We start from the raw sequence: 26,609 nt of genomic DNA, 5'->3' as shown, positions 1-26,609 counted from the left end.
AAACAGTATCCTTATAAATACATTAAGGAGCATTCATGTATCAAGTACTGGCTAGAAAATACCGTCCTCGTAATTTTATTGAATTGGTCGGGCAAAACCATGTGTCGCGCGCACTCACCAGTGCGCTTGAGCGTGGGCGTTTGCATCATGCCTACTTGTTTACAGGTACGCGCGGCGTGGGTAAAACGACCATAGCGCGTATTTTGGCGAAATGTCTAAATTGTGAAACAGGCGTTACTTCTACCCCTTGTGAAGTTTGTGCAACTTGTCGCGCTGTCAATGAAGGTCGTTTTATTGACCTGATTGAGATTGATGCGGCATCACGTACCAAAGTTGAAGATACACGTGAGCTTTTGGACAATGTGCCTTATGCACCAACTCAGGGGCGTTTTAAGGTTTATTTGATTGATGAAGTGCATATGCTGTCTACACATTCATTTAATGCCTTGCTCAAAACTCTAGAAGAGCCGCCTGAACATGTGAAGTTTTTATTTGCAACCACAGATCCGCAAAAGCTACCGATTACGGTAATTTCACGTTGCCTACAATTCACCTTGCGTCCTTTAGCTGTAGATGAAATTACCGAACATCTGACGACTATTTTAGACAAAGAACAGATCAGTGCAGACAAAGATGCGATTTGGCAAATTGCTGAATCGGCACAAGGTTCTTTACGTGATGCCTTGTCTTTAACTGATCAGGCGATTGCCTACGGGCAAGGTGAAGTCCATCATCAAGATGTCAAGGAAATGTTGGGGCTGATTGATCGTACCATTATCTATGACCTGATTATTGCGATTCATCAAAATCAACAAGCCCGTGTCAGTCAGTTATTATTACAATTCCGCCAGCAGGCACTCGATGTTTCTTTGGTGTTGGATCAGTTGATCTCCACCTTACATGAGCTGGCCTTGTTGCAATATTTACCTGAGTTAAGCCTCAAATACAGTGAGGAAATCAATCAAAAGATTTTAGCATTGTCAAAAATGGTGTCGGCTCAGGATTTACAGCTTTACTATCAGATTGCCTGTAAAGGTCGAGCAGAATTACAACTCGCCGTGACTCAAGAACAAGGTTTCGAGATGTGTGTGCTACGTTTGTTGGCATTTCGTCCTTTAGCAATCGATGAAGTTGTGCTTGAACAACCTTCAGAAATGTCATCTGGAACTGTACAGCCTGGCTTTGAAGCAAACATATCAACATTCGCACATGATTTTTCCGCAGATAACTTATCCGCACATGATTTGCCCAAAGATGATTTGACGGCTGTTTCGCATATTCAGCCAATATCCTCTAAACCTGATCAAGTTGAAGCCAGTTCAGTCCTAATTAATACTGAAAATTTTGAGGAAGAATCTCAAACCTTTGAAGAACCAGAGCAATTGATTGCCATGGATCATGAAGCGTTGGCGTCTTCTGCTGCACCTGCAACTGACACACAAGAAAGTGTGGTGGTCTTTGATGCAAATTCAGATGAGTTGATTGGTTTCGATACAGAAAAAACTGTACCAGCGATGTCAGTCGATGAGATGCAAGTTTTTCCTGTAGAAGAACTCTTAACTAAATCAGATATAGTCGATCCATCGCAGGATTCTTTTCTAGTTGAATCTATCGAACCTCTGGGCGAGGCAAAGCAAGATATGCTTTTGGCTCAAGATGGTATTGTTTCATCAGAGAATGTTGCATCAGATCGACAGGTATCTTCACTCTCAGAAAATATTGAAGACTCTAGTAAACCTCTAGAAAATCTACATGAAAATGCCCAAAATCCGAGCATTTCAGCTACTGACGCCGCAGTGAATGTTGAATCCACTGCCCAGACCATACAGTTTGAAGAACATCAACCTGTTGCGTCGCGTCATGAAGATTTAATGCCACAAGAAATTCTTAAACTTTCTGCGGAAGTTCTTGATGGCGAATGGACGCTGGAAAAGTGGGAGTACTGGTTTAGAAACAGCCAGCTTTCACCTGCTGTTCAGGAGTTGGCACAGCATGGTCTGATGTCAGGTCAAATAGACGGACTATGTACATTTACCATTCCGCAGCAATACGAAGGTATGCTTTCACAGCTTCAACATGCTTTGGAAACCGAGATTCGATCTTTATGGCCAAATACCCAGTTTTCAGTGCAATATGCTGAAGTTTCAGGTATCACGCCATTTGTAAAACAAGCGGAACGTAAACAAAAAGCTTTTCAACGAGCCGAACATTTGTTGAAAAAAGATCCTGTGGTCAAAAGTTTATTGGAAACATTTCAAGGTGAGTTACAAAATATCCAGTTAAAACCATGATGAAGTAGTTTTTTAAAACGTATTTAATCTGATTCGGTGTTTAATACATAAGGTTTAAGTGCCATTCTGATTGTGTCTGGAATGGGTGTTGTTTTGCGCGTTTCACGATCCACAAAAACATGGACAAAATGACCTTGAGCAGACGGTTCAACATGATGTTGTTTGAAAATGGCTAATTCATATCTTAAAGATGAATTTCCAATTTTCGCAATGGCTACGCCAACTTCAATCATATCTGGAAAAGACAGTTCCTGAAAAAAACTGCATGCAGAATCAACCACGAGACCAATGATGGGAGATTGGCGAATATCAAAACCCGCGTGTTGAATCAGTAATGAGTTCGCAGCAGTGTCAAAGTAACTATAATAAGTGACATTGTTGACATGACCATAAATATCATTATCTGCCCAGCGTGTCTGGATATTTAAAAAGAAATGAAATTGATCACGTGTTTTTATTACAAGTTTTATCGATTCTTTGGTCATGCGTAAATCGCCTCATAGATTTCAAGCGCAGCCTGCTCAGTCATTTCGCGTGGATTATTTTGTAAAAGGCGAGTTTGTAGCATTGCATCTTTGGCAAGCGTCTCAAGACTTTGTCGCGGTACATTCAAATCTTGTAGCTTTAAAACCAGACCGCTTTGATCTAAGTGATTTTGCATATGATCAATAAAAAGATCACATAAACCATCGGAACTTCCATTACTACGTGGATCCAGCCATTGCATCAGTTCAGCGTAGAGATGCTTGGCATGTGGTGCATTAAATTTGAGAATTTCGACTAAAACCAACGCATTGGTATGTCCGTGCGAAAGATGAAAATGCCCACCCAAAGGATAGGCTAAGGCATGAACTGCACCCACTGGTGCATTGGCAAAAGCTTGTCCCGCGAGCATTGATCCTAATAACATATTTTGTCGTGCCTCCAGATCTGTACCATCTTTGAGGACTTTAGGCAGATTATCATTGAGTAAGCGCAAGGCATTTTTTGCCAACATATCCGCGTAGAAATTTTTCTTGATTTTGGAGGTATAGGCTTCTATGGCATGCACCATCGCATCTATGCCTGTCGCAGCAGTAATATGTGCAGGTAAGCCTTGAGTGAAATTTGCATCCAATATGGCAATATCAGCATATAAATGAGGGGAGACAATACCTGTTTTAGTCGTTTCACCTGTAGTGACGATAGAAATTGGGGTAACTTCGGAGCCAGTTCCAGCAGTGGTAGGCACTAGAATTAAGGGCAGTTTGGGGCCTTTGGCGTTATTCACGCCATACATCTCCGCGATAGTCTGTCTTTGTTCAGGATGTGCCAATAGGGCAATGATTTTAGCAACATCCATCGAACTACCACCACCAAAACTCAAGATCGCATCGACTTTTTCTTTCTTAGCGAACTCAGCGGCATCGAGCACGATATGTTCGGGCGGGTCAGCCTGAATATTTGAATAAATTGAATAAGTAATATTTAGGCGTTCTAAAATCTCGATAATAGGTAAATGCAGCTGGTGTTGTACCATTCCTGCATCGGTAATGATAAGAAGTTTTCGATAGTGATTCTCGAGAATAATCTGTTTGAGTTCCTGTATTGAGCCAAGACCTGAAATAATGCGAGCTGCTGTCTGAAATTGAAATTGGCTCATGAGGTATTTCCTTATTTTTCATCATAAATCGAACATTTCTGTTCATTTCTTCTATAGGATTCTGCTTTTAAATAAATTAACATAAGACACCTGAAAATAAAGCACTTTCGAGGTTTATATGTCATCACACCCACCTTATAAGGTGCTTTGTGTCTGTTTGGGAAATATTTGTCGTTCACCCACGGCAGAGATTGTTTTAAGACACTTTTGTGATACATATCAACTGAATGTCGTGGTGGATTCGGCAGGTACGAGCAATTATCATCCCAACAAAGCACCTGATTCCCGAAGTCAGCAGCATGCATTAAAACGGGGTTATGATTTGTCAGCTTTACGCGCCCGTCAGCTTACGATTCAGGATTTTCTGGAATTTGATCTTATCCTTGCCATGGATCATGAGAACTTTGATGATATTCAACTGTTTAAACAAAAAGCATTAAAACAATATAAGCCACATCAATTGCTGGCAACAGTTGCTTTAATGAGTGAACATGATCCAGTTTACTTCGGTCAGGCATTGCCTGATCCTTATTATGGCGGAGCTGATGGTTTTGAGCGAGTGCTCGATCAATGTGAATCCAGTGCGCAGGCTTGGGTGCAAATCTTTAAACAGCAATCTTTAAACAGCAAGTCATGACTAGCAATCAATAAAAATGAGTTTACCTGTGATCCAAATTCAACACGATGTACAGCTTCAACCTTTTAATACTTTAAATTTGCACTCAATTGCTTCGCATTACGTAAAAATTGATTCAATCCAAAGTTTAATCGCGGCGTTAAACTATGCCGAACAGCAGCAGTTGAATGTTCTCATTCTGTCTGGTGGGAGCAATTTGTTATTGCCAGAGCATATTCAAGCATTGGTATTGCATATCAATATTCAGGGTATCGAGCTGGTTGAAGATCACCCTAACCATGTAAAAGTCAAAGTTGGTGGAGGGCAGATTTGGCATGATTTTGTCTTGATGACCACAGAAAGCGGTTGGTATGGACTACAAAATCTGGCACTCATTCCAGGTCTGGTTGGGGCTTCACCTGTACAAAATATTGGCGCTTATGGGGTCGAGGTCGGTGAGTTTATTGAATCTGTACAAGTCTATGACCGATTTGAGAAAACGACACAAGATATTTTCGCTGAAGATTGCCAATTTGCTTATCGGGATAGTATTTTTAAACGTGACCCAAACCGTTACATTATCACTCATGTCACTTTTCGTTTATTGAAGCAACCTCAACTTAAATTGAGTTATGGTGATTTAAAAGCCGCAGTGGGAAGTGATATCAGCCCTGAAAATTTACAGAAACAGGTGATTCAGATTCGTCAGAGTAAATTGCCCAATCCAAAGCAATATCCGAATGTTGGCAGTTTCTTTAAAAATCCTGTGATTGATCAAGCAGATTTTGATCAGTTACTTACAAAATTTCCGCAAATTCCACATTATCCTCAAGCCCAAGGTTGCGTTAAAATTGCGGCAGGCTGGCTGATTGATCAAGCAGGCTGGAAAGGTAAAAAGTTGGGTTCTGTTGGGATGTTTGAAAAGCAGGCATTGGTTTTAGTGAATTATGCCAATGCATCTTTAAGTGATGTTAGGCACACTTATCAGTCTGTTCAATATGATGTAAAACAGCGTTTTAATATCCAGCTTGAACCAGAGCCAGTGTTATTTGATTCAAATGGATTAATTCGATCCCATTCGGAAGTGTAGTTATGGTTAAAACGCATTGGGCGATTCGATTAGTACGTTTAGTTGCCATACTATTCGTACTCTTTGCTTGTCTAATGGTTTTTATTTATACGCCTTTTTACTCAAAATTGATTGTAAAAGCTTTGAATTATTTTGTGCCTGTCGAGGTCAATCAAGTCGCAGCAAAAAGTCAGCAACAGGCTGCATTAAGTGAACATGACAATCTCGAACCAGGATCAAACCTATGGATTGCACGTCAGGCTTATTTAAGCCTGATTGAAGAAGCGCTAAACTCAAAAGATCCAGAGTCTTTAAGCTTGCTACAAACTCGATATAAACTTTTACAAGAGCGTATATTAGAACAGCAAAAACAAGAAGAAACAGAAGATGAAGATCAGGAAAAGCCAGCCGTACCATTGCTTAAAGCTTCTGTTTCAGAACCAGAAGCTGCTGCAAGTGAGGTACACGTCGATGAGCCTTCAAATCCATTGATTGAACTTAATAGCTCTGAAAATAAAGCATTAATGCAGCAGTATGTTGAATTTCTTAAAATACATCCCGTATCAGTTGAACATGAAAAAACGATTGATCAACAAACTTCACAGGATGTTGCTTACGTTCAGCAAAACCAGAATGATGAAAAGCCCGCAAATCATAATAAGCCTTATGCCATTGTGGTTTTAGGCGGTGGTTTGACGCTGGATGAAAACAAAAAAGATATCGTTGTGAATCCTTATACACGGTTAAGACTAGAAAAAACGCTGGAATTACATCAACAAAATCATTTACCTATTGTACTGAGCGGTGTGGAAGCACCCTATATGCAAAAATGGCTGAAACAACGCGGTGTGGATGCAAAACTCCTTGAAAATAGAAGTATGAATACCTGTGAAAACACACGCTTTAGTTCTTTATTACTACAAAAAAAAGGGGGAGCGCCAACAGTCATGTTGGTCACAGATATTTATCATATGCCTAGAACACGACGTTTATTTGCTTTAAATGGAATTGAAACTATTCCTGTTGAGGCGCCGATGCCGACACAATTGACAAAATGGCAACCAAGTCAACAAAATTATGATCATAGTCGTCGAGCCAATTATGAGCTATTGGCGACTATACGCGATGTACTTTTTGGCTCTAGCGGATGTCGGGAGGTACCTTAAATGCCAGAAATTCCTTTTTTAAATCCAACTGTGCTTCAGCAACTAGATTTGCCTGTCCCGAGTCGTGATTTAACTCCGCATGTACTTGAACCTTTAAATCTAAATCATGCCTTTGAGCCATCAAAAGATCTTTTAGCTTATCGTAAACTCTATGGTCTTGATTCGCTTGATTGTGAACAATGGCAAGGCTATATCCAAATGCCATTGTTCAAACTGCATGTACAGGTATTCAAGCCACATCGTAAACCATTAGGTACAGTTTGTTTATTGCATGGTTATCTGGAACATAGCGGGATCTATCAACCGATTATCCGAGAAATTCTGGAACAGGGTTTTAGTGTATTGACTTATGATTTGCCAGGTCATGGCCTAAGCGATGGTTCACCTGCCAATATTCAAAATTTTGATCATTATCAGCAAGTCTTAAAAGCAGTTCACCAATACGTTAAACATGCCAATCAACTTCCTAAACCGTGGCTTGGAATTGGTCAGAGCACGGGTGGCGCGATCTGGATGCATCATTTACTTGAATATGCAGAAAAACGCCAAGATCCGATTGTCGATCGGGTGTTATTATTATCACCATTGATTCGACCTGCAAAAACCGCGTGGTGGCACAATTCAGTGGGCTTGGGCATTATTAAACGGATTAAACGCCAAGTTCCGCGTCATTTTAGACGCAATAATCACAATCCAGAATTTTTGCGTTTTATTCGGCTTAAAGATCCACTTCAACCGCGTATGATGGGTATGGATTGGATTTTAGCCATGTCTAAATGGATGCTGGAAATGGAGCAACGTCCGCCATGTCGTATTCCTGTCTGGTTGGCACAAGGCGCATTGGATCAAACGGTCGACTGGCGATATAACATCGAGTTTATTCGACGTAAATTCCGCTTACAAACCTTGCTAATGCTTGAAGAAGGTTCACATCAGTTAATCAATGAACGCGCTGATATTCGTGCTGCTTTAACGGGGCTGATTCCTGCATTTTTACATGCACGACCCAAGCATTATTACTATTAATGAACTGTCTTTGCGATGAATAGCAATGTTAAACAAGCTCTCAAATCTATTTAAATCAGGCAAGCCATCGGCTGAACAGCAATATATGCAACAGCAACAAATTCAGTTCGATTCACAGCAAGGTTATATTGTTGATGGAATTGTCATGAATGATTTATCGGAACGACTGGAATATTTTTCAAATCGAAAATTATCCAGTTTTAATGATTTGGAACAGCTTTATTTAAGATCGATGCTGATTAATGAAAAAATTGATCTGGAAATGGCAACAGGACGTTATATCCAGCGTTTGGGAAATAATCACGAGAATTTACAACAATTCAAAAGCCTGATCGAAAAGCTCAATCAATATTACCGTGAGTTTAAACGAGACAAATAATTCCTTCAAAGCTTGCGCAAACAACAACATAAATCAAGTTTGGTCGTGGTGCATCATGTTAATATAGGTGCTATGTCTTTTATCCAAACACATTCAATGTTCCAACAAGAAATCTCTCAGCTCAAATTACAGCAATTAAAAGCAGGCGAAAAACGCTGGATCGGATCAATATTAGGTTCATCTGGCGCATTACTATTTAAAGAAATGGCCGATCAATGTGCATCTCTATTGGTCATTGTAGCAAGAAATAATCAGCACTTGGCTCAACTGGAAAGTGAGCTTGAATTTTATGGGGTTAAACCCACAATTTTTCCTGACTGGGAAATTCTGCCTTATGATCGTCTTTCGCCTCATCAGGACATTGTTTCAGAACGCCTTGCGATTCTATCCAATATGCCGCAAAAAGGGGTCTTGCTGATCTCTGCTGCGACACTGGCTCAACGAGTTGCACCTGTTTCATGGATATTGGGAGAACATTTTGATATTCGTGTGGCACAAAAGTTTGATCTGGAAAAAGAAAAATTAAGACTGATTCAGGCAGGTTACCATCTGGTCGATACGGTTTATGATCATGGTGAGTTTGCCGTTCGTGGCAGCATCATGGATATTTTCGCTTCAGGACAAGAACAACCGATTCGTGTTGACTTATTCGATGATGAAATTGATACACTCAAATTTTTTGATCCAGAAACCCAGCGAACGACTGAGAGTCTGGATCAATTTACAGTATTACCTGCAAAAGAATTTCCATTAAAAGAAGGACGTTCAGTCTTTCGTGACCGTTACGCTGAAAGTTTTCCAACGGCAAATCCTAAGAAAAATCCGATCTATCAAGATGTATTAGATGGAATTTCATCGCCAGGTGTTGAGTTTTATTTCCCCTTATTTTTTGAAAAGGAAATTATGCAAACGCAGAGTGCGTTTACATCTTACTTACCAAAGAATTGCATTGTCATTACAAATACCGATTTGGATGAATGCTTATCCCAATTTTGGAAAGATGTTCTACAGCGTTATGAAAGTCGTAGACATAATATTGATCAGCCACTTTTAGCTCCAGAAGAATTATTTCTCATGCCAAATCTGGTGCTTGAACGTCTTAATCAATTCCCCCGAATTTTAGCCAGTGCAGAAGCAACAGAACTACGTGCAGGCGCAATTAATCTTGATACCTTAGCTCCACCGAAACTACCTGTCGATGCCAAAAAAGAGCATCCTTTTGAAAGTGTCAAACAGTATATTGATGAGTCAAATCATCCCGTGCTTTTAGTCGCTGAAAGTGCAGGTCGTCGTGAAAGTTTAAAAGATTCATTGCGATCGAGTCTGGGTGAGATTCCAAATGTCGAGGGTTTTAGCGATTTTCTTAAACAGCAATATGCGATTGCGATTACCAACGCGCCCTTAGATCGAGGCTTGGTGATTCGAGATCAGCTTTCAGTGATTTCAGAAAATCAGCTTTATGAGCATCGTGTTGTACAACGCCGTCGTAAACGTCAGCAAGAAGTTTCTGAAGAATTTCTGATCCGTAGCCTCACCGAACTCAGTATTGGCGCGCCTGTGGTGCATATTGATCATGGGGTCGGACGATATGCAGGACTGATCACGCTGGCAATCGATGGGCAGGATCATGAGTTTTTGCAGCTTGATTATGCTGAGGGAGCTAAAGTTTATGTTCCCGTGACCAATTTGCATTTGATTAGTCGCTACAGTGGCGGTGATCCTGATCTTGCGCCATTACATAAACTGGGAACAGATGCATGGAGCAAAGCAAAACGTAAAGCTTTAGAGCAAATTCATGATGTAGCTGCGGAATTATTGCATATACAGGCGCGTCGTCAATCTAAACCGGGGTTTGCTTTTGAACTGGATCAAAGTTTGTATATGCAATTTGCCAGTGGTTTTGCTTATGAGGAAACGTTAGATCAGGCCAATGCCATTGAAGCGACTATACACGATATGCATTTAGCAAAACCGATGGACCGTTTGGTCTGCGGTGATGTCGGTTTTGGTAAAACTGAAGTGGCGATGCGAGCGGCTTTTGTGGCAGTGCAAAATAATAAACAGGTGGCGGTTTTAGTTCCAACAACACTTTTGGCGCAGCAACATTATGAATCTTTTAAAGATCGTTTTGCAGACTGGCCTGTACGTATTGAAGTTTTATCGCGTTTTGGTTCCAACAAAACTCATCAAAAGAATATTGAAGATTTGATTGATGGTAAAGTCGATATTGTGATTGGCACACATAAATTACTTCAGGAAAATGTCCAGTTTAAAAATCTGGGCTTAATGATTGTCGATGAAGAACATCGTTTTGGTGTAAGAGATAAAGAGCGAATTAAAGCCTTGCGTGCTGATGTCGATATGCTGACATTAACAGCAACGCCGATTCCGCGTACCTTAAATATGGCATTTTCAGGAATGCGTGATTTATCGATTATTGCGACACCGCCAGCACGACGCTTGGCAGTAAAAACCTTTATGCAAGAACATACCGATGAGTCTGTCAAAGAAGCCATTTTGCGTGAATTACTACGGGGTGGTCAGGTTTATTTCTTACATAATGAAGTCGATACGATTGAGCGCACTGCCGAAAATATTCGGCATCTAGTGCCTGAAGCGCGCGTAGCAGTTGCACATGGGCAGATGCGTGAACGTGAGCTCGAACAAGTGATGCAGCAGTTTTATCATAAAGAATTCAATGTATTGGTGTGTTCAACCATTATTGAAACAGGAATTGATGTTCCTAATGCCAATACCATTATCATTGAACGAGCCGATAAGCTTGGATTGGCGCAATTGCATCAATTACGTGGTCGAGTTGGGCGCTCGCATCATCAGGCTTATGCCTATTTGTTGGTACCATCAATTAAACATTTGAAAGGTGATGCCGAAAAACGTCTGGATGCGATTCAACGCGCTTCAACGCTAGGTGCGGGTTTTATGCTCGCCACCGAAGACTTGGAAATCCGTGGTGCGGGTGAATTATTGGGTGAACAGCAAAGTGGTTCTATGCAGGCAATTGGTTATAGCTTGTATATGGAAATGCTAGAAAAAGCCACCAAAGCCATTCAAAAGGGTAAAACACCGAATTTCGATGCGCCATTATCGTTAACCGCAGAAATTAATTTACACATGCCTGCTTTAATTCCAGATGATTATCTTGGGGATGTGCATCAGCGATTATTATTTTACAAACGAATCAGTAATACCGATACCCAGGAAAAACTTGATAATATCCGCATGGAATTGATTGATCGTTTTGGGACATTGCCACAAGCCGTTAAACAGCTATTTAGTGTGCATCAGATTCGTCTTAAAGCCGAACATTTAGGTATAACCAAGATTGATATCAATGCAAACGGAGGCTATGTTGAATTTTCACCAGATACGCCTGTACAAGCGATCAGCATTATTCAACTGATGCAGAAGAATCCAACTTATTATCGGATGGAAGGTGGGCAGCGTTTAAAAATTACAGTGCAATTACAGGAATATGATAAACGTGTCCAATTTATTCAGGATTTACTTGCAAAACTTGTTAATGAGTTGCATTAAGACATGCAACTTTTGTTAAGTTAATGTGATGAAATGCCATCGATTTTCATCACATTTTTTAGTTTAACTTGAGGTTGGCTAAATCGATCAGCAAGCCGCTGTAAAATTGGACTTTTATCGCTGAATTATTGAATAAAATCATTGTTATTTGTAAGTAAACAAGGTACTAATAATACTCACATCACAAGTGTTGTGATAGTATTAGCCATCATAATTCATGCGTCATTTATAAAGATATGTTTAGTTTGCATCCACAACTTGCTCAAGATACTTTTTTTGTAGGCGATTTCCCGCTTTCAACATGTCGTTTAATGAATGATATGCAATTTCCATGGTTGATTCTTATACCGCGTGTACCTGGGATTACAGAGCTTTATGAGTTAAGCCAAGCTGATCAGGAACAGTTCCTGCGTGAATCAAGCTGGTTATCTAGCCAATTAGCCCGTGTTTTCCGTGCAGATAAGATGAATGTTGCCGCACTAGGTAATATGGTGCCACAGTTGCATTTTCATCATGTGGTTCGTTATCAGAACGATGTCGCTTGGCCTAAACCAGTATGGGGAACACCTGCGGTACCGTATAGTAATGATGTGCTTGCACATATGCGCCAGACTTTGATGTTAGCTTTACGCGGACAGGGTGATATGCCATTTGATTGGCGTATGGACTAAGTCTTTGTTAAACCGCATGAAAATGTGGTTTAAGTTAAAGGTCGGAGGGTAGAGTGCCATTAGATAGGCTGGTTGATAGGGAACCGCGGCAGTTTGCATATTTTCATCGTTTGATGGGATATTTTATACTGTCACTGATTGTGGTAATTTATTCATTTACCTCACCAGATGCTAACTATCAACTCTTTATCCCTATTTTTCTGGTTTTGATTTTACTGATCAGTCCCAAATTAGATCGTTGGTTACAATATAAATTTAATCAGAATGTCGCCCGAAATGTTTTTTTTGTCATTGATGTCATCGCCGTTGCGGTTTCATTGGCTGGCGTACATTTAAGTCTGGTTTTAACTTTTACCTCTTTATTTGCCTTATTGTACACTGCAATTAATAGTAAAATTTCATTTATGGCGGCATCTTTGTCTGGCATGATTGGGATTACAATTTTTTATGCAAGTACTATTTTTATTTTTGGTTTTCAGGACTATTTCGAGCCAACGAGTCAGGAGCTGACCGTTATTAGTCTAATTTGCCTGATTACTTTTATTAATATTGGCAATTATTATCAGCATATTCGTATCGAAAAACTGACCCAGCTTCGTCAACATTATTATAATCAAATGACCCGTTACATGGCATTTTCCAACCAGCTGAGTCGTTATGCGCCTTTACAGCTTTGGCAATCGATTATGCGTGGTGAAGCGGAAGCTAAAATTGAATATAAACGTAAAAAACTCACGATTTTCTTTTCTGATATTCAGGGATTTACCGAACTTTCAGAGAGTTTGATTCCAGATGATTTGGCATTTCTACTGAATGACTATTTAAGTCACATGACTGAAATTGCCAAACAGTATGAAGCGACTGTCGATAAGTTTATGGGCGACGCGATTCTTATCTTTTTTGGTGATCCGACTTCTCAAGGGGTCGAGAAAGATGCGAAATCCTGTGTAGAAATGGCAATCGCCATGCGCCAGCAAATGAAATTATTGCGTGAGCGCTGGATCAAAATGGGCTATCCCGCATTGCACATTCGTATGGGAATCAGTACGGGATATTGTCACGTTGGAAACTATGGCGCGACCCATCGCATGGCCTATACCATTGTAGGACGTGATGCCAACCTTGCAGCACGGTTACAATATGCGGCAGAAATCGATGAAATTTTAATTTCTGATGATACTTATCAATTAGTTAAAAATGAATTCCTATGTGCACCTAAAGCGCCTATTTATCTAAAAGGTATTCAGGGTGCAGTCAAAACATGGCAAGTCATGGAAAAATACACGGGTAAAAAATCTGATAATCAACAATGGTTTGATTATGAATACAAAGGATTTCACTTGGTACTTAATCTTGAGGAAGTACAAAATTTTGAATATCCAGAATTGGTAGAAGTGCTCGAAAAAATGATCCAGCGTATTCAGGTTCAGCAGAATCTCACTAATGCGCAGGGTGTTGCCAAGTTAAAACTCGAAGATGAAGTCAAATAAAAGCCACTCTTTTGAGTGGCTTTTATTTTCTGAGTTATGAATTAATGATTTTCTGAAGCATGGTTGATGGTATATTTTGGAATCTCAACTTCCAAATCTTCATCAACAATTTTAACCTGACAAGACAAACGTGAATCTGGTTCTAATCCCCAAGCACGATCAAGCAAGTCGGCTTCGACATCATTCATTTCATCTAAACTGTCAAAACCTTTACGCACAATCACATGGCAAGTCGTACAGGCGCATGACATATCACAGGCATGTTCAATTTTGATGCCATTATTGAGTAAGCTTTGGCAAAGGTTGGCATTTTCTTCAACTTCAAACTCAGCACCTTCTGGGCAAATTTGCGCATGGGGAAGAACTTTAATACGTGGCATATATTCACCTGTTTCTTAATTTGAGTCTGACCAGTCGTTCAGTTTGGTGCCTTTGAGTGCATGATCGATATGTCGATTCATGCGTAATGCTGCAAATTCATCGCTATAGACTTTAAGCGCTTGTACAGCCTCTTCAATAGCTTGAATATCATTGGCATTAAGTTGTACATATAAATGATCTTTAGCGACATTTAATGCAGTCAACTGCTGTTCAGACAATAGCGTAGCATCGACTTTCAAGGCTTGCTCAAGTGCTTCAAGTTCACGTTGAGCTTCAACTTTGGCTTCTTGTAAATGACGCAATAATTTGTCTTCTTCAGCATGTTGAAAGCCTTCGATCAATAGACGTTCAGTGTCTGTATCGGATAAGCCATAAGAAGGTTTGATATCAATCTCAGCTTTTACGCCAGAAGTTGTTTCTTGCGCAGAAACAGTTAATAACCCATCAGCATCGACTTGGAACGTCACTTCGATACGTGCTTGACCTGCGGTCATCGGTGGAATGCCATGCAATACAAAACGACCTAATGAACGGCAATGTTCAACCAGATCACGCTCACCTTGTACTACATGAATCAACATGGCGGTTTGACCATCTTGATAAGTCGTAAATTCCTGTCGACGAGCAACAGGGATGGCAGTATTGCGTGAAATGAGTCGTTCAACCAAACCACCCATGGTTTCTAAGCCAAGAGAAAGCGGAGTGACATCAAGCAGTAACGAACCATCTTGTGAATTACCAATCAATTGATTGGCTGTAATAGCAGCACCGATAGCGACCACTTCATCTGGATTGATGGTACAAAGTGGTTCCTGATCAAATACATCACGCACTGCTTTTTGTACAGCATAGGAGCGCGTAGAACCACCGACTAATACTACATTTTGAATATCGTTTAGGCTGAGTTTGGCATCACGTAAAACACGTTTACAAACACTGATTGTCTTCTCTAGTGCGATTTGAATGATCGTTTCAAACGTAGTGCGATCGAGTGCTAAGGCATGATCGAGTGCTTTAAATTGAACCTGAGGTTGATCAGATAGAGCTTCTTTTGCTTTGCGAGCAGCAACAATAAACGCAGCATATTCTGCATCATCCAATACATCGATATTAAGCTGTTTTTTAGCCCATTTCACAATTAAGCGATCCAGATCATCACCACCCAAAGCAGTATGACCACCTGTCGCAAGCACTTCAAATACGCCTTGTGAAAAACGTAAGATCGAAACGTCAAAAGTACCACCACCCAAATCATAAATCACATAGTTATGATCGGTTTGTAGGTTTGTATCCTGATCGAGGCCATAAGCAACCGCAGCCGCAGTCGGTTCATTTAAAAGTCTTAGAACATTGAGACCTGCAAGTTGAGCTGCATCACGTGTCGCTTGGCGCTGCGCTTCATCAAAATAAGCAGGTACAGTAATCACTGCACCATTCACAGGGTTTTTAAGGCTGGCCTCTGCACGATCTTTAAGCTGCTTAAGAATTTCTGCTGAAACTTCAACAGGTGTTTTACGACCTGTACGAGTTTCAAAAGCAGGCATTTCATTATCTGCACCGATTAATGTGTAAGGATGCTGAAATTTAATATCTGCCTTGGAACGACCCATAAAACGTTTAACTGAAATAATCGTATTTTTTGGGTCTGTGGTGATAAAGGACTTGGCATCATCACCATATTCTGTGGTTTTCTCAGCATAATGCACAATTGAAGGCAACAAGACGCGATCTTTGTCATCTGGTAGAACTTTTGCTTTGCCAGAGAGTACGGTGGCAACTAAAGAATGTGTTGTTCCAAGGTCAATCCCAATCGCAATACGATGTTGATGCGGGGCACTTGATTGACCTGGTTCAGCAATTTGCAAGAGTGCCATGAGTTAAATCCCTTGAAAGTAAATCGGTACAACTAAATTAAAATTCATCATCTAAATCGAAGCTATCATCATCGAGCATTTGATCTTCAGCTTTATCGATATCATTGAGAACACGCTGAAAGAAACGTAATTTGCGGACTGTATCACGTGCTTCGCCCCAATCTTCATCTGCATAATCGATTTTAAACTCACGAATCAGACCATCCACCCATTGGTTGACTTCAATTTTTAGGGTTTCAAGTTGTTCAGGATCACTGGCTTCTTCGAGTTGCTCACGAATTTCCAATGCTGATTGCAAAAACTCAAAATCACTAATCGATTGATCCAGATGATAATCCTGCTTTTTAAGTGCTAATAAGTAAGCAGCGCGGCTGTCTACTTGTGAAAGTACTTTATAAGCTTGGTTGATTTCACTGGATTTGATGAGTGCCTGATCTTTATCTTCCGCTTTATCGGGATGATATTGTTGCTGCAAGTTCAGGAAATTTGTTTTTAACGTGGCTAAATCGATATCGAGTGCTACGGGTAAGTTAAACAACTCAAAATGATTCATGGGAGATGAATTCCGTAGTAAATAAATATATTAAAAACAGTGTAAAAACACTGCTTTTAATATGAAGTGAAAAGGGTAAGGGCTTTAAACTGTGAAGGATTCTCCACAACCACATTCGCCTTTTTTATTGGGGTTATTAAACTCAAAGCCTTCATTTAGACCATTTTTAACATAGTCCATTTCCATCCCGTCAAGATAAACAAGACTTTTGGGATCAACGAAAACTTTTACGCCATGCTGTTCAAACATCTGGTCATGCGTATCCATGTCATCGACAAATTCAAGCACATAAGCCAGACCTGAACAGCCTGAAGTTTTCACACCAACGCGAATGCCTTCACCTTTACCACGATTCAACAAATAATTGCGAATGTGAGTTGCCGCATTTTCAGTTAAATGAATCATGAAAACTCCGTCAAATTAAGGCAATCAATTAAGCTTTGGTCTTTTTGTTGCGGTAATCGTCAATCGCAGCTTTGATCGCATCTTCTGCTAAAACCGAACAGTGAACTTTAACAGGCGGTAGAGCAAGCTCAGTTGCAATATCAATGTTCTTGATTGCTTGCGCTTGGTCTAGTGTTTTACCTTTAAGCCACTCTGTGACCAAAGAGCTCGATGCAATGGCTGAACCACAACCATAAGTCTTGAAACGGGCTTCTTCAATCACACCGTCATCATTAACTTGGATTTGTAGACGCATTACATCACCACATGCTGGCGCACCAACCATGCCTGTACCTACATTTTCAGCGTTTTTATCTAAAACACCAACATTACGCGGGTTTTCGTAATGATCAATAACCTTTTCACTATAAGCCATGTTGCTTCTCCAAACCTCGGGGTCAGCCTAATATTAAATATGAGGGCAAAAAAATGTTTTTCAATCGACAGATCAATGGATTAGTGTTCAGCCCATTCAACTGTTGAAAGGTCGATACCTTCTTTATACATATCCCAAAGCGGAGAAAGTTCACGTAATTTCTCGACAGCAGCTTTGGTAATTTCAAGCACGTGATCAATATCAGCTTCAGTGGTATATTTACCAAAACTAAAACGAATTGAGCTGTGTGCCAGTTCATCAGATAGGCCTAAAGCACGTAAGACATAAGATGGCTCTAGAGTTGCAGATGTACATGCTGATCCAGAAGATACAGCCGCATCTTTAAGTGCCATCATCAATGATTCACCTTCAACAAAGTTAAAGCTGACATTAAGATAATTTGCAACGTTCTGAGTTGGATGACCATTCAAGAACACTTGTTCAAGATCCTGTAAGCCATTCCAGAGTTTGTCACGTAACTGACGAATACGAGTTTGTTCTGCTTGCATGGTTTTACCAGCAATTTCAAACGCTTCACCCATACCTACAATTTGATGAGTCGCTAAAGTACCTGAACGCATACCGCGTTCATGACCGCCACCGTGTATTTGTGCTTTTAAACGAACACGTGGGTTACGGCGTACATAAAGCGCACCAATACCTTTAGGGCCGTAAACTTTGTGACCAGAAAAACTCATTAAGTCAATTTTCATGGTAGAAAGATCAATTTCAACCTTGCCAGCAGCTTGGGCGGCATCTACATGCAAGAAAGTTTTATTAGCACGTGTAAGCTCACCAATTGCGGCAACATCTGTCACAGTACCAATTTCATTATTCACCATCATCAGTGACACTAAAATTGTATCTGGACGTAGTGTTTCTTTTACCATTTCAGGAGTAATGAGACCTGTGCGTGGTTCTGGCTCAAGATAAGTAATCTCGAAACCTTGTTCTTCTAACTCACGGCAAGGATCTAAAATCGCTTTATGTTCAATTTTACTGGTAATGATATGTTTACCCTTTGAACCATAAAACTGAGCAATCCCTTTTAATGCCAAGTTATCAGATTCAGTCGCGCCTGATGTCCATACGATTTCACGAGGATCAGCTTTGATTAAATTTGCGACTTGTTCACGTGCATATTCAACTTTTTCTTCTGCTTGCCATCCATACGCATGAGAACGTGATGCAGGATTACCAAACGTACCATCAAAAGTCAGGCATTCCATCATGCGTTCTGCAACTTCTGGAAGTACAGGCGTTGTTGCAGCATAATCAAGATAAATCGGACGTTTCATTTCAAATACCTGTAGCCGATAGTAGGGCAGAATCATAATCTGCTGAGTTCTGACGCAGTGCGACGGTTTGTACATTGTCGCGATTGACGAGATCAGCAAGTGAGATTTTTGCAAGGTAATCGGCAATGTGGTGGGAGAGTTCTTGCCATAAATCGTGAGTCAAGCACATTGCACCATTTTGACAGTTGCCTTTATGGTCGCAACGCGTTGCATCTACAGTTTCATTTACGGCTTCGATAATTTCTAATATGGTAATTTCATTGGCTTTGCGAGCTAAATGATAACCACCATTCGCACCACGAACACTAGAAACTAATCCATGACGCTTTAGTTTGGCAAATAACTGCTCAAGATAAGCGACTGAAATGGATTGGCGGGCTGCAATTTCAGCGAGTGTGATCGTTTGTTCAGTTGGCTGCAAAGCTAGATCAAGAAGAGCAGTCACTGCGTAGCGACCGCGAGTTGTAAGGCGCATGATTCGGTACACATGTTTAGACTAGATAGGTTAATTTTAAGAATCCCGACTAAAATAGTCAAGTTTTTTTATAGTTATTAAAATGATTTGTTGAGCAGGAAAGATGTGTTGGTTAACCTGCCCATAAATTATACACTAATAAAGCAACTAAAACGACAGTAATTACGCCAAAACCGATATTGATAGAACGTTGACGTTGTTGAAGGCGACGGATACGGTTTTTATATTGTTTAAGCTCCACATGTAGACTGTTAATTTGAGAGCGTTGAGTATCAATTTTTTCAAGTAACGGCGCAATACGTTTTTTTGAAGCAATCGCCTGATGCGGCTCATGAGGTTGGCGTAGCCATTGTTTCCAATCTGCAAACAGCTTTGGCAAACTAAAGTATAAAAGTAAATCTTTAAACTGTTCTTTGAGTTCAGCATCACCACCAATCCGCATAGTTTTGATACTGCGACGATTTCCAAAAATAAAAATTTTAATCAAATCTAATAGGGTACTACTGATCTCAAGATCGATATCTCGATCGGGCGCTTGTAAGTCAAATAACACGCCTTTATCAGTAAACTGCACATAAAAATCAAAGTAAGGAATATAACTATTGATTCGTAATGAAATTTTTTTATCTACAAAAGGTTTAGACTGAAGGCGTATCACGCTATCATTTTTCAAAATAAACGAAAAAACGGTTTCAAGTACAATTAACAAAATGTTAAGCAACAAGTGAGACTGTTCTTTGCTTTGTTGCGACTCGCTCATACCCACATGGTCCTTAAACGCTATATAAAGTTCGAGATCCGATCTCAAATTGTAAAAATAAATAAAAAATAAAGTAATTGCCTTGCTTTGTAGAACACTTTAGCAAAAGGATCAAGTCTTTGGTTTGCTATTATGAATACATTTTATGGTTAAATGTAGCCATATGACGGTAAAGTGATCAGGAGTAACGAAATAATGGAAAAGGAAAGCATAGATCAGGTTACTGAACTTGAATCTGAGAAAACAAGAGGAAAAACCAGAGCTTCCCGTAAATCTGCGCTTGATTTTAGAAAATATACAAAGCAAATTTGGTTAGCAGGTCTTGGGGCTTTTTCACGTGCAGAAGAAGAAGGGAATAAATTATTTGACTCATTAGTCAAAGTCGGTGAAGAGCTTGAATCAAAAACAATAGATGCCGCAGATACGACTGTTAACAAAGTAGCAGAAAAAGCAAAAGAGTCGGTGACTGATACTAAAGATAAAGTTGAGCGGATCATTGATCAGAGTATTCACCATTCATTGAACCGAATTGGTTTGGTGACGGCAAAGGATTTACAGCACATTGAGCAGCTATTATTACAACTGCATACTAAGATCGATATGTTGATTGAGGAAAATGAAAACTTAAAGTCAAAATTGAGTGAAAAATAAAAAAAATAGCATTTAGGCGTTTTTATAGCAGAAATTCACGTTTATTTTTGATAAAACGCCTGATTCAGTATTGCCTTTTGCCCTAAAGCATTGCTATAAAGGCGTCATGGCCTTTTAAACTTACAGCCTTAGATTTTAAATAAACGAAATAAGAGGACGTTATCTTCATGAATAAATCAGAATTAATTGATGCGATTGCAGAAAAAGGGGGATTGTCTAAGACTGATGCTGGTAAAGCATTAGATGCGACTATCGCCTCAGTAACAGATGCACTTAAAGCGGGTGATACTGTTACTTTAGTAGGTTTTGGCACTTTCAGTGTTAAAGACCGTGCAGCTCGTACAGGACGTAATCCTAAAACTGGTGAAGAGTTACAGATCAAAGCGACTAAAGTACCTAGCTTTAAAGCAGGTAAAGGTCTTAAAGATTCTGTTGCTTAATTGCACGAGTTAAATTAACGCGCCTTTTGGGCGCGTTTTTTATTAAAAAGTGCAAAAGCAAGAGATTACGCATTCATTCAGCAAGCTTTTTCAGTTAAAATCTCTCCGAAATAGAATAGTGGAATACTTATGGAATCGTTTCGTACAATCATTAAGGGTTGGCTTGGCAAAGTGCTTCTAGTCTTGTTTTTGACGCCTTTAGCGCTTGTAGGTATTGAAGGGTATTTTGGTAGTCATAATAAGGCAGATGTTGCAAAAAGTGTAAACGGTCAGGATATTCCTAAAAAAGACGTTGAGAACTTAACAAAAACTTATAAAGATCAATATTTATCGATGGTTCATGGTGATGAAACTTTACTGAACCAACCATTTATCGAGCAAACTGCTTTAGATACGCTAGTTGCTCGTACAGTTCTTTTACAGCAAGCTGAAAAACTGGGAATTTCTCTCAGTGATGGTCAAATAGAGAAAATGTTGGCGCAACAACCAAGCTTTCAAGAAAATGGAAAGTTTTCTCAGACTTTATATGAAAATTATTTACGTTCAGTTGGAATGACCAGTCAGGCGCTCATTACCAGCCTACGTCAAGACCATGCGCTTAAAATGCTGACTTCGAGTATTAATGGGACTGCATTGGTTAGTAAGGCTGACATCAATCAGATTGCGACTTTACAAACTGAACAGCGCACCTTACATTTGGCGAGCATTAAATTAGATGATTATAAAAAAGATATTACCGTGAGTAATCAGGAAATATCTGACTATTATAACAAACACCAAAACAGCTTTAAGCAAGTTGCTAGCGTAGATGTTGATTATGTGGTTTTGTCTCCTGTGCAAGTGGTAACCAATACCCCAGTAACAGATGCAGAATTGCAGCAAGCTTATAAAGCTTTTGTGGAAAAACAGCAAAAAGATGCAAAGCGTGATGTTAAGCATATTTTGATTACTACTGATGCGCGTTCGGATGCAGAAGCTCAAAAGCTTGCCAACGATGTTTATGCAAAAATTAGTGCAGGTACTTTATCTTTTGCTGATGCTGCTCAACAATATTCAGATGATACCAGTTCTAAAAATGAAGGTGGTTTGCTTGCAGCATATCAACCAGGTGTCTTTTCGGCTGAATTTGATCAAGCTGTGAATTCATTAGGTAATGGCCAAATTTCTAAGCCAGTCAAAACACAATATGGCTATCATATTATCGAAGCAAATACTGCTGCTGCGACAATTGCTTCATTTGAATCTGAAAAGGCACGTTTAACTGCTGAAGTTCAGAAATCTAAAGCAGCAAATGCATATTCAGATGCAGTGAATCGTCTAAATGAAATGGTGGTGAGTAGTGATGATCTGACCGCAATCACTCAGGAAGTCAAAGCAACGCATGTTGAATCTGTGAAAGGGGTAACTTTGGCTACTGGCCATCCTGTATTAAGTGATTCAAACGTTAAGACACGTATTTTTAACGATGATGTTAAAAATGGTGATCGCAATGCTTCGAGCAATATTCAGCTTGCCAATGGCGATACAGTTTGGGTAAAAGTTCGCGATTATCACGCTGCTGGTATTAAACCACTTGCACAAGCAACTGCTGATGTAAAAGCGAAGTTGATTGAAGATAAAGCATATCAGGCTGCTAAAGCTAAAATTGCGAAGTCTTTAGATGCATTTAAAACACAACCAGCAGCACAAGTTGTTGCAGTAAGTGCTATTCATTTTGAAGATGCAGGTACGTTTACACGTTCACAAGGTTTAAAACGTGAAATTGAACGTGCGGCATTTAGCGTTGCAACACCTAAAGATGGGTTTTGGTCTGTTACGACAGCGAAGCTTCCAGATGAGTTAGTAGTGGTTGGTGTTTCAAATGTCAATTCAACCACTGCAAATGCATTGACACCAGAGCAGTTGAGTGAGTTAAGTAAGCTTTATCAGCAGTTCCGTGGTCAACAAGAGTTGGATGATTATACGCAGTACTTAAAGTCCAAAGCTAAGATCAAGTAAGTTATAAGAAAACCGCTTCGGCGGTTTTTTTCTTGATGTCATAAAGTTCCAAAGGGATATAAATCAGTGCTACGCCTTCCAATCACGACCAAACTCGGTGGTTTCTACTTTTGCTACTATGCGATCGTGGGAACATTCATGCCGTATTGGAGTTTATATCTGGAGGATCAAGGATTTAATTATCAAGAAATTGGTATTTTATCTTCAATTGCAATTATTACTCGCTTTTTTGCACCCATTATCTGGGGATGGATTGCAGATAAATCTGGCAAAAGAATGCGATTAGTGCGCATTGCAACATGGATGGAGTCTTGTATTTGGTTCGCAATTTTTATGATTCCCAATACTTTTCAGTCAATAGCCTTATTAATGTTGATTTTTAGTTTTTTTCAGAATGCAATTTTAGCTCAGTTCGAAGGTGTGACCTTATTTTGGCTTGGGGAGCAACGCAGCAAACTATATGGCAAAATTCGTAAATGGGGTTCTGTTGGATTTATCGTCGGTGTGTTTAGTATTGGTGCATTATTAGAAATCATTCCAATTGCCATGCTGCCAGTTCTGCTATTGAGCGTTGCTTTTTTAGCATTTATTTGGTCATTTACGATTCAGGAGCCAGACTCAGCGCCGCGCTCTCAAACAACGCTTGAACCCTTACTTCCTATTTTAAAACGGCCATATGTCTTTGCGTTTTTTGCTATTGAATTTATTTTATTATTTTCACATGCACCATTTTATAGTTTTTATAGTAACTATTTAAAAGAAGCCGATTTTACAACGACAGAAATAGGTTTCTTATGGGCGGTTGGTGTCATTGCTGAAATTATCATGTTTGCTTACGCCCATTTGTTTTTATCGCGTTATTCGTTAAAAAAATTGGTCAGTTTATGTCTGATAATGACGAGTATTCGTTGGATGGTCGCAGGACTATTTTTAAACAGTTTTATTGCTCAATTTGCTGCACAGACGATTCACGCGTTTAGTTTTGGATTATTTCATCTAATCGCCATGCGAATGATTTTCCAAAATTTTTCCGCAGGGCAACAAGGACGTGGTCAGGCTTTATATAGCACGATGTGGGGCTTGGGAGTTGCTTTTGGAAGTATCTTGGCAGGGCATTATTGGAAAATTTATGGCGGTTCTATTATTTTTATAACTGCATCTGGAATAGTTCTATTCGGATTATTATGGGTTAAATGGTTGCCCAGTCAGTTTGAGCAACCTATTTCGATGCGTAATTAAACCACAATACTTTGATATTCTTTTGACCAAGGCTGCGCTTGTTCTAATTGTGCTGCAAGTTGGAAAAGAAGATCTTCACGAGCAAAAGGGGCAATAAACTGCGAACCTAGTGGAAGATGGTCTTTGTTCCAATATAGGGGAACTGACATCGCGGGTAATCCTGTAATATTAGCCAACTGGGTAAAGGGAACCCACTTCAGGTTTTCACGGATGATCTGTTCGACCAGTTTGCCTTTTGCCAAATAGTGTGCCTGACCTATTTTAAGTAACGCTTTGATCACAGGTTGTTGCCATTTGGGTGTGGCGAGCTCACCATTTTTAGGTGCGACTGAAGCGGTAGCAGGAGTTAAATATAAATCATATTGATCAAAAAATTGATTCATTTGGGTAACATAAATACCCCAGTTATTTAGATTATGGATATACTCATGTGCTGTGGTTTTTGCACCAAAGGCAGCAAGAGCAAGTGAATCAAGCTCAAATTCATCATCGGTCGCACCTGACATTTGTTTGATTTGATGCAACATATATGAAAATTGACTGAACCATGTGGTGATAAAATCTTTAGCGAGTGACATGCCATCAATCTTAGGGGTATCTTCAACCACAATATGCCCCAATGATTCCAATAGTTCGGCAGTATGTTTGACCGCTGCCACAGCATCTTTAGATACTTTTGTACCAATGGGTGATTGTGTATTAAATGCAATTTTCAACTGTTGAGGAGGACGTATTAAGTTCTCTAAGAAAGGACGTTCTGGTTTCTCAATTTTAAACAATGAACTGTTTTCAAAGCCATGTGTCGCATCGAGCATGGCTGCACTGTCGCGTACAGATTTAGTCAGTACATGCTGAATTACAGCACCATGCATGCCTTCACTCATTTGTGGTCCCCATGGTGTACGCCCGCGACTTGGTTTTAAACCAAATAGTCCACAATAAGATGCCGGAATACGAATAGAGCCTCCACCATCGCCAGCGCCTGCCATCGGCACGATTCCTGCTGCCACTGCGGATGCAGAACCTCCAGAAGAACCGCCACTGTTATGCTTTAGATGCCATGGATTTGAACAACTTCCCCAAGCATCGGGTTCAGTAATTCCCTTAATTCCGAACTCAGGTGTATTGGTACGACCAAAAGTTACGATTCCTGCTTTTTCCCAGCGATTTACAATTTCAGCATTAGTATCGGGGGTATACTGACGACTTTTTAAAGCATTACAACCGTATGAGGTAGGAATACCTGCATATTCCTGAAATAAATCTTTCACTAAAAATGGAACACCAGCAAATGCACCAGTCAGTTGCTGTTTGGCTCTGTTTTTTGCATATTCATGCATTGGAATAATAATAGCATTCAGTTTTGGATTGACCTGATCTGAGCGTTGTAGCGCAAGTTCGAGTAATTCTATTGGTTGAACTTCTTTTTTTTCGATCAGTTGTGCAAGTCCCAATCCATCATAATGAATATATTCGTTCAGTTTCATATGTCCCTTTTGAGTATCTTGTATTTTATTGAATTAGGTTTTAAATCAATTACGTAACTTATTCAAGTATGGTGAAGGCTTCTGATTTGAGTTGCTCGATCTACATATAAAAATATTGTTTTTATATCGTTATGATCGAATGTAATTTTCAAAAAGTATGATAAGTTAAGTCCATGCGTTTAGTTATCAATAAATCTATGAAAAATATTTATATTGTTGGATTATTAAGTCTTTGCTGTTCATTTGCTATGGCAGATGAAGCAAAGCAAAAACAAGTGGAAACAGAAGCTCAGGCGATGGATTTAAATGCCAACACCATTCAAATCGAAACTCGTCCAGAAATTATGGGTTTATGGGGAATGGAAATTCCGACCAATAAAAAATGTGTGGAATATTATAATTTCCGTAATGCCAATGAAGTTGTAGTCAAGAGTGGCAAAGAGTGGTCATACGGTGTTTATGATTATCAGCCATCTCAGGATATGAAAGAGAAACTTCCTGCGCTCATTATGCAGATCAAATATGACAATAACGAAGTCGATTGTTCAGGTCAGCAAGAAGACCAATCAGGCGAAGTTTCACAATATTTCGTTCAGTGGAAATCACCAAACACGATTAATTTTTGTGCAGGCGAAAATGGGCAGCAATGCTTTGCAACCCTAAGACGTGTTTTGCCTTAATTTATTGAAATAATAATTGCATTGATACGATTTAAAAAAAACCTCTTA

General features: G+C 39.7%; 25 protein-coding genes. 14 read left to right on the top strand and 11 right to left on the bottom strand.

Going from position 1 to position 26,609, the window contains the following annotated elements; all coding sequences use genetic code 11:
• The first annotated feature begins 35 nt into the window (after nucleotides 1-35).
• Entirely contained in the window at nucleotides 36-2,291 is a 2,256-nt protein-coding gene (gene dnaX / locus EGS47_RS15885; RefSeq protein ID WP_125269774.1) for a DNA polymerase III subunit gamma/tau, read from the top strand.
• Between the two features lie 23 nt (nucleotides 2,292-2,314).
• Here dnaX and EGS47_RS15880 read toward each other — a convergent pair whose 3' ends face one another.
• Together EGS47_RS15880 and EGS47_RS15875 are read right to left on the bottom strand one after the other, a co-directional pair.
• A complete protein-coding gene (locus tag EGS47_RS15880; RefSeq protein WP_005004234.1) occupies nucleotides 2,315-2,776 on the bottom strand; it encodes an acyl-CoA thioesterase in 462 nt (153 codons plus the stop codon).
• Entirely contained in the window at nucleotides 2,773-3,933 is a 1,161-nt protein-coding gene (locus EGS47_RS15875; RefSeq protein WP_005004237.1) for an iron-containing alcohol dehydrogenase, read from the bottom strand. Before EGS47_RS15875 ends, EGS47_RS15880 begins: the two co-directional genes overlap by 4 nt.
• Nucleotides 3,934-4,051: 118 nt before the next feature.
• Here EGS47_RS15875 and EGS47_RS15870 point away from each other — a divergent pair, with 118 nt between their 5' ends.
• From EGS47_RS15870 to EGS47_RS15835, 8 genes are all read left to right on the top strand, one after another.
• Nucleotides 4,052-4,570, top strand: coding sequence for a low molecular weight protein-tyrosine-phosphatase (locus EGS47_RS15870; RefSeq protein WP_005004240.1), 519 nt, complete (start codon nucleotides 4,052-4,054; stop codon nucleotides 4,568-4,570).
• 31 nt (nucleotides 4,571-4,601) lie between these two features.
• The gene (murB, locus tag EGS47_RS15865; RefSeq protein ID WP_035272298.1) at nucleotides 4,602-5,639 is read left to right on the top strand and encodes a UDP-N-acetylmuramate dehydrogenase; all 1,038 of its coding nucleotides are present in this window, start codon (nucleotides 4,602-4,604) and stop codon (nucleotides 5,637-5,639) included.
• Nucleotides 5,640-5,641: 2 nt separating this feature from the next.
• Nucleotides 5,642-6,784 (top strand): YdcF family protein, encoded by a 1,143-nt coding sequence (locus EGS47_RS15860; RefSeq protein WP_005004243.1) that lies wholly within the window; start codon nucleotides 5,642-5,644, stop codon nucleotides 6,782-6,784.
• The gene (locus EGS47_RS15855) at nucleotides 6,785-7,810 is read left to right on the top strand and encodes an alpha/beta hydrolase (protein ID WP_004989097.1); all 1,026 of its coding nucleotides are present in this window, start codon (nucleotides 6,785-6,787) and stop codon (nucleotides 7,808-7,810) included.
• 25 nt (nucleotides 7,811-7,835) lie between these two features.
• Nucleotides 7,836-8,189: a hypothetical protein gene (locus EGS47_RS15850; protein WP_119686484.1), complete on the top strand. Its 354-nt coding sequence runs from the start codon at nucleotides 7,836-7,838 to the stop codon at nucleotides 8,187-8,189.
• A gap of 96 nt (nucleotides 8,190-8,285) precedes the next feature.
• Nucleotides 8,286-11,744 carry a transcription-repair coupling factor gene (gene mfd / locus EGS47_RS15845; RefSeq protein ID WP_125269883.1) on the top strand — a complete coding sequence of 1,153 codons (3,459 nt, stop codon included), beginning with the start codon at nucleotides 8,286-8,288 and terminating at the stop codon, nucleotides 11,742-11,744.
• Nucleotides 11,745-11,980: 236 nt separating this feature from the next.
• A complete protein-coding gene (locus tag EGS47_RS15840) occupies nucleotides 11,981-12,415 on the top strand; it encodes an HIT domain-containing protein (RefSeq protein WP_004989091.1) in 435 nt (144 codons plus the stop codon).
• A gap of 113 nt (nucleotides 12,416-12,528) precedes the next feature.
• Nucleotides 12,529-13,905 carry an adenylate/guanylate cyclase domain-containing protein gene (locus tag EGS47_RS15835; RefSeq protein WP_275889965.1) on the top strand — a complete coding sequence of 459 codons (1,377 nt, stop codon included), beginning with the start codon at nucleotides 12,529-12,531 and terminating at the stop codon, nucleotides 13,903-13,905.
• A 41-nt stretch (nucleotides 13,906-13,946) separates the two neighbouring features.
• Here EGS47_RS15835 and fdx read toward each other — a convergent pair whose 3' ends face one another.
• The 8 genes from fdx to EGS47_RS15795 all read right to left on the bottom strand — a co-directional run bounded on the left by fdx (nucleotide 13,947) and on the right by EGS47_RS15795 (nucleotide 20,066).
• Nucleotides 13,947-14,285: an ISC system 2Fe-2S type ferredoxin gene (fdx, locus tag EGS47_RS15830; RefSeq protein ID WP_004989078.1), complete on the bottom strand. Its 339-nt coding sequence runs from the start codon at nucleotides 14,283-14,285 to the stop codon at nucleotides 13,947-13,949.
• 15 nt (nucleotides 14,286-14,300) lie between these two features.
• The gene (hscA, locus tag EGS47_RS15825; RefSeq protein ID WP_005004249.1) at nucleotides 14,301-16,160 is read right to left on the bottom strand and encodes a Fe-S protein assembly chaperone HscA; all 1,860 of its coding nucleotides are present in this window, start codon (nucleotides 16,158-16,160) and stop codon (nucleotides 14,301-14,303) included.
• A gap of 37 nt (nucleotides 16,161-16,197) precedes the next feature.
• Complete coding sequence (gene hscB, locus EGS47_RS15820; RefSeq protein ID WP_005004254.1) at nucleotides 16,198-16,713, bottom strand: Fe-S protein assembly co-chaperone HscB; 516 nt, start codon at nucleotides 16,711-16,713, stop codon at nucleotides 16,198-16,200.
• Nucleotides 16,714-16,797: 84 nt separating this feature from the next.
• On the bottom strand, nucleotides 16,798-17,118 hold the full coding sequence (gene iscA / locus EGS47_RS15815) for an iron-sulfur cluster assembly protein IscA (RefSeq protein WP_004989073.1): 321 nt from the start codon (nucleotides 17,116-17,118) through the stop codon (nucleotides 16,798-16,800).
• A 28-nt stretch (nucleotides 17,119-17,146) separates the two neighbouring features.
• Nucleotides 17,147-17,533 carry a Fe-S cluster assembly scaffold IscU gene (iscU, locus tag EGS47_RS15810; RefSeq protein ID WP_004989072.1) on the bottom strand — a complete coding sequence of 129 codons (387 nt, stop codon included), beginning with the start codon at nucleotides 17,531-17,533 and terminating at the stop codon, nucleotides 17,147-17,149.
• A gap of 80 nt (nucleotides 17,534-17,613) precedes the next feature.
• The gene (locus EGS47_RS15805) at nucleotides 17,614-18,831 is read right to left on the bottom strand and encodes an IscS subfamily cysteine desulfurase (RefSeq protein ID WP_125269773.1); all 1,218 of its coding nucleotides are present in this window, start codon (nucleotides 18,829-18,831) and stop codon (nucleotides 17,614-17,616) included.
• A 1-nt stretch (nucleotide 18,832) separates the two neighbouring features.
• Nucleotides 18,833-19,306 carry an Rrf2 family transcriptional regulator gene (locus EGS47_RS15800; RefSeq protein ID WP_004989069.1) on the bottom strand — a complete coding sequence of 158 codons (474 nt, stop codon included), beginning with the start codon at nucleotides 19,304-19,306 and terminating at the stop codon, nucleotides 18,833-18,835.
• Between the two features lie 112 nt (nucleotides 19,307-19,418).
• Entirely contained in the window at nucleotides 19,419-20,066 is a 648-nt protein-coding gene (locus tag EGS47_RS15795) for a hypothetical protein (protein WP_004997720.1), read from the bottom strand.
• 195 nt (nucleotides 20,067-20,261) lie between these two features.
• Here EGS47_RS15795 and EGS47_RS15790 point away from each other — a divergent pair, with 195 nt between their 5' ends.
• The 4 genes from EGS47_RS15790 to EGS47_RS15775 all read left to right on the top strand — a co-directional run bounded on the left by EGS47_RS15790 (nucleotide 20,262) and on the right by EGS47_RS15775 (nucleotide 24,394).
• On the top strand, nucleotides 20,262-20,717 hold the full coding sequence (locus EGS47_RS15790) for a phasin family protein (RefSeq protein WP_005004260.1): 456 nt from the start codon (nucleotides 20,262-20,264) through the stop codon (nucleotides 20,715-20,717).
• 167 nt (nucleotides 20,718-20,884) lie between these two features.
• Complete coding sequence (locus EGS47_RS15785) at nucleotides 20,885-21,157, top strand: HU family DNA-binding protein (RefSeq protein ID WP_004989063.1); 273 nt, start codon at nucleotides 20,885-20,887, stop codon at nucleotides 21,155-21,157.
• Between the two features lie 129 nt (nucleotides 21,158-21,286).
• Complete coding sequence (locus EGS47_RS15780) at nucleotides 21,287-23,155, top strand: SurA N-terminal domain-containing protein (protein ID WP_005004262.1); 1,869 nt, start codon at nucleotides 21,287-21,289, stop codon at nucleotides 23,153-23,155.
• A 66-nt stretch (nucleotides 23,156-23,221) separates the two neighbouring features.
• Nucleotides 23,222-24,394: an MFS transporter gene (locus EGS47_RS15775; RefSeq protein WP_080632319.1), complete on the top strand. Its 1,173-nt coding sequence runs from the start codon at nucleotides 23,222-23,224 to the stop codon at nucleotides 24,392-24,394.
• Here EGS47_RS15775 and EGS47_RS15770 read toward each other — a convergent pair.
• Complete coding sequence (locus tag EGS47_RS15770) at nucleotides 24,391-25,881, bottom strand: amidase (RefSeq protein ID WP_125269771.1); 1,491 nt, start codon at nucleotides 25,879-25,881, stop codon at nucleotides 24,391-24,393. The genes EGS47_RS15775 and EGS47_RS15770 overlap by 4 nt on opposite strands.
• A 248-nt stretch (nucleotides 25,882-26,129) precedes the next feature.
• Here EGS47_RS15770 and EGS47_RS15765 point away from each other — a divergent pair, with 248 nt between their 5' ends.
• Nucleotides 26,130-26,561, top strand: coding sequence for a hypothetical protein (locus EGS47_RS15765; protein WP_373866127.1), 432 nt, complete (start codon nucleotides 26,130-26,132; stop codon nucleotides 26,559-26,561).
• Nucleotides 26,562-26,609: the final 48 nt, after the last annotated feature.

The organism is Acinetobacter sp. FDAARGOS_515 (genome assembly GCF_003938865.1).
Lineage (GTDB): Bacteria > Pseudomonadota > Gammaproteobacteria > Pseudomonadales > Moraxellaceae > Acinetobacter > Acinetobacter ursingii.
The sequence above is the reverse complement of the archived record's forward strand: the minus strand, read 5'-3'. Positions and strand labels throughout refer to the sequence as shown.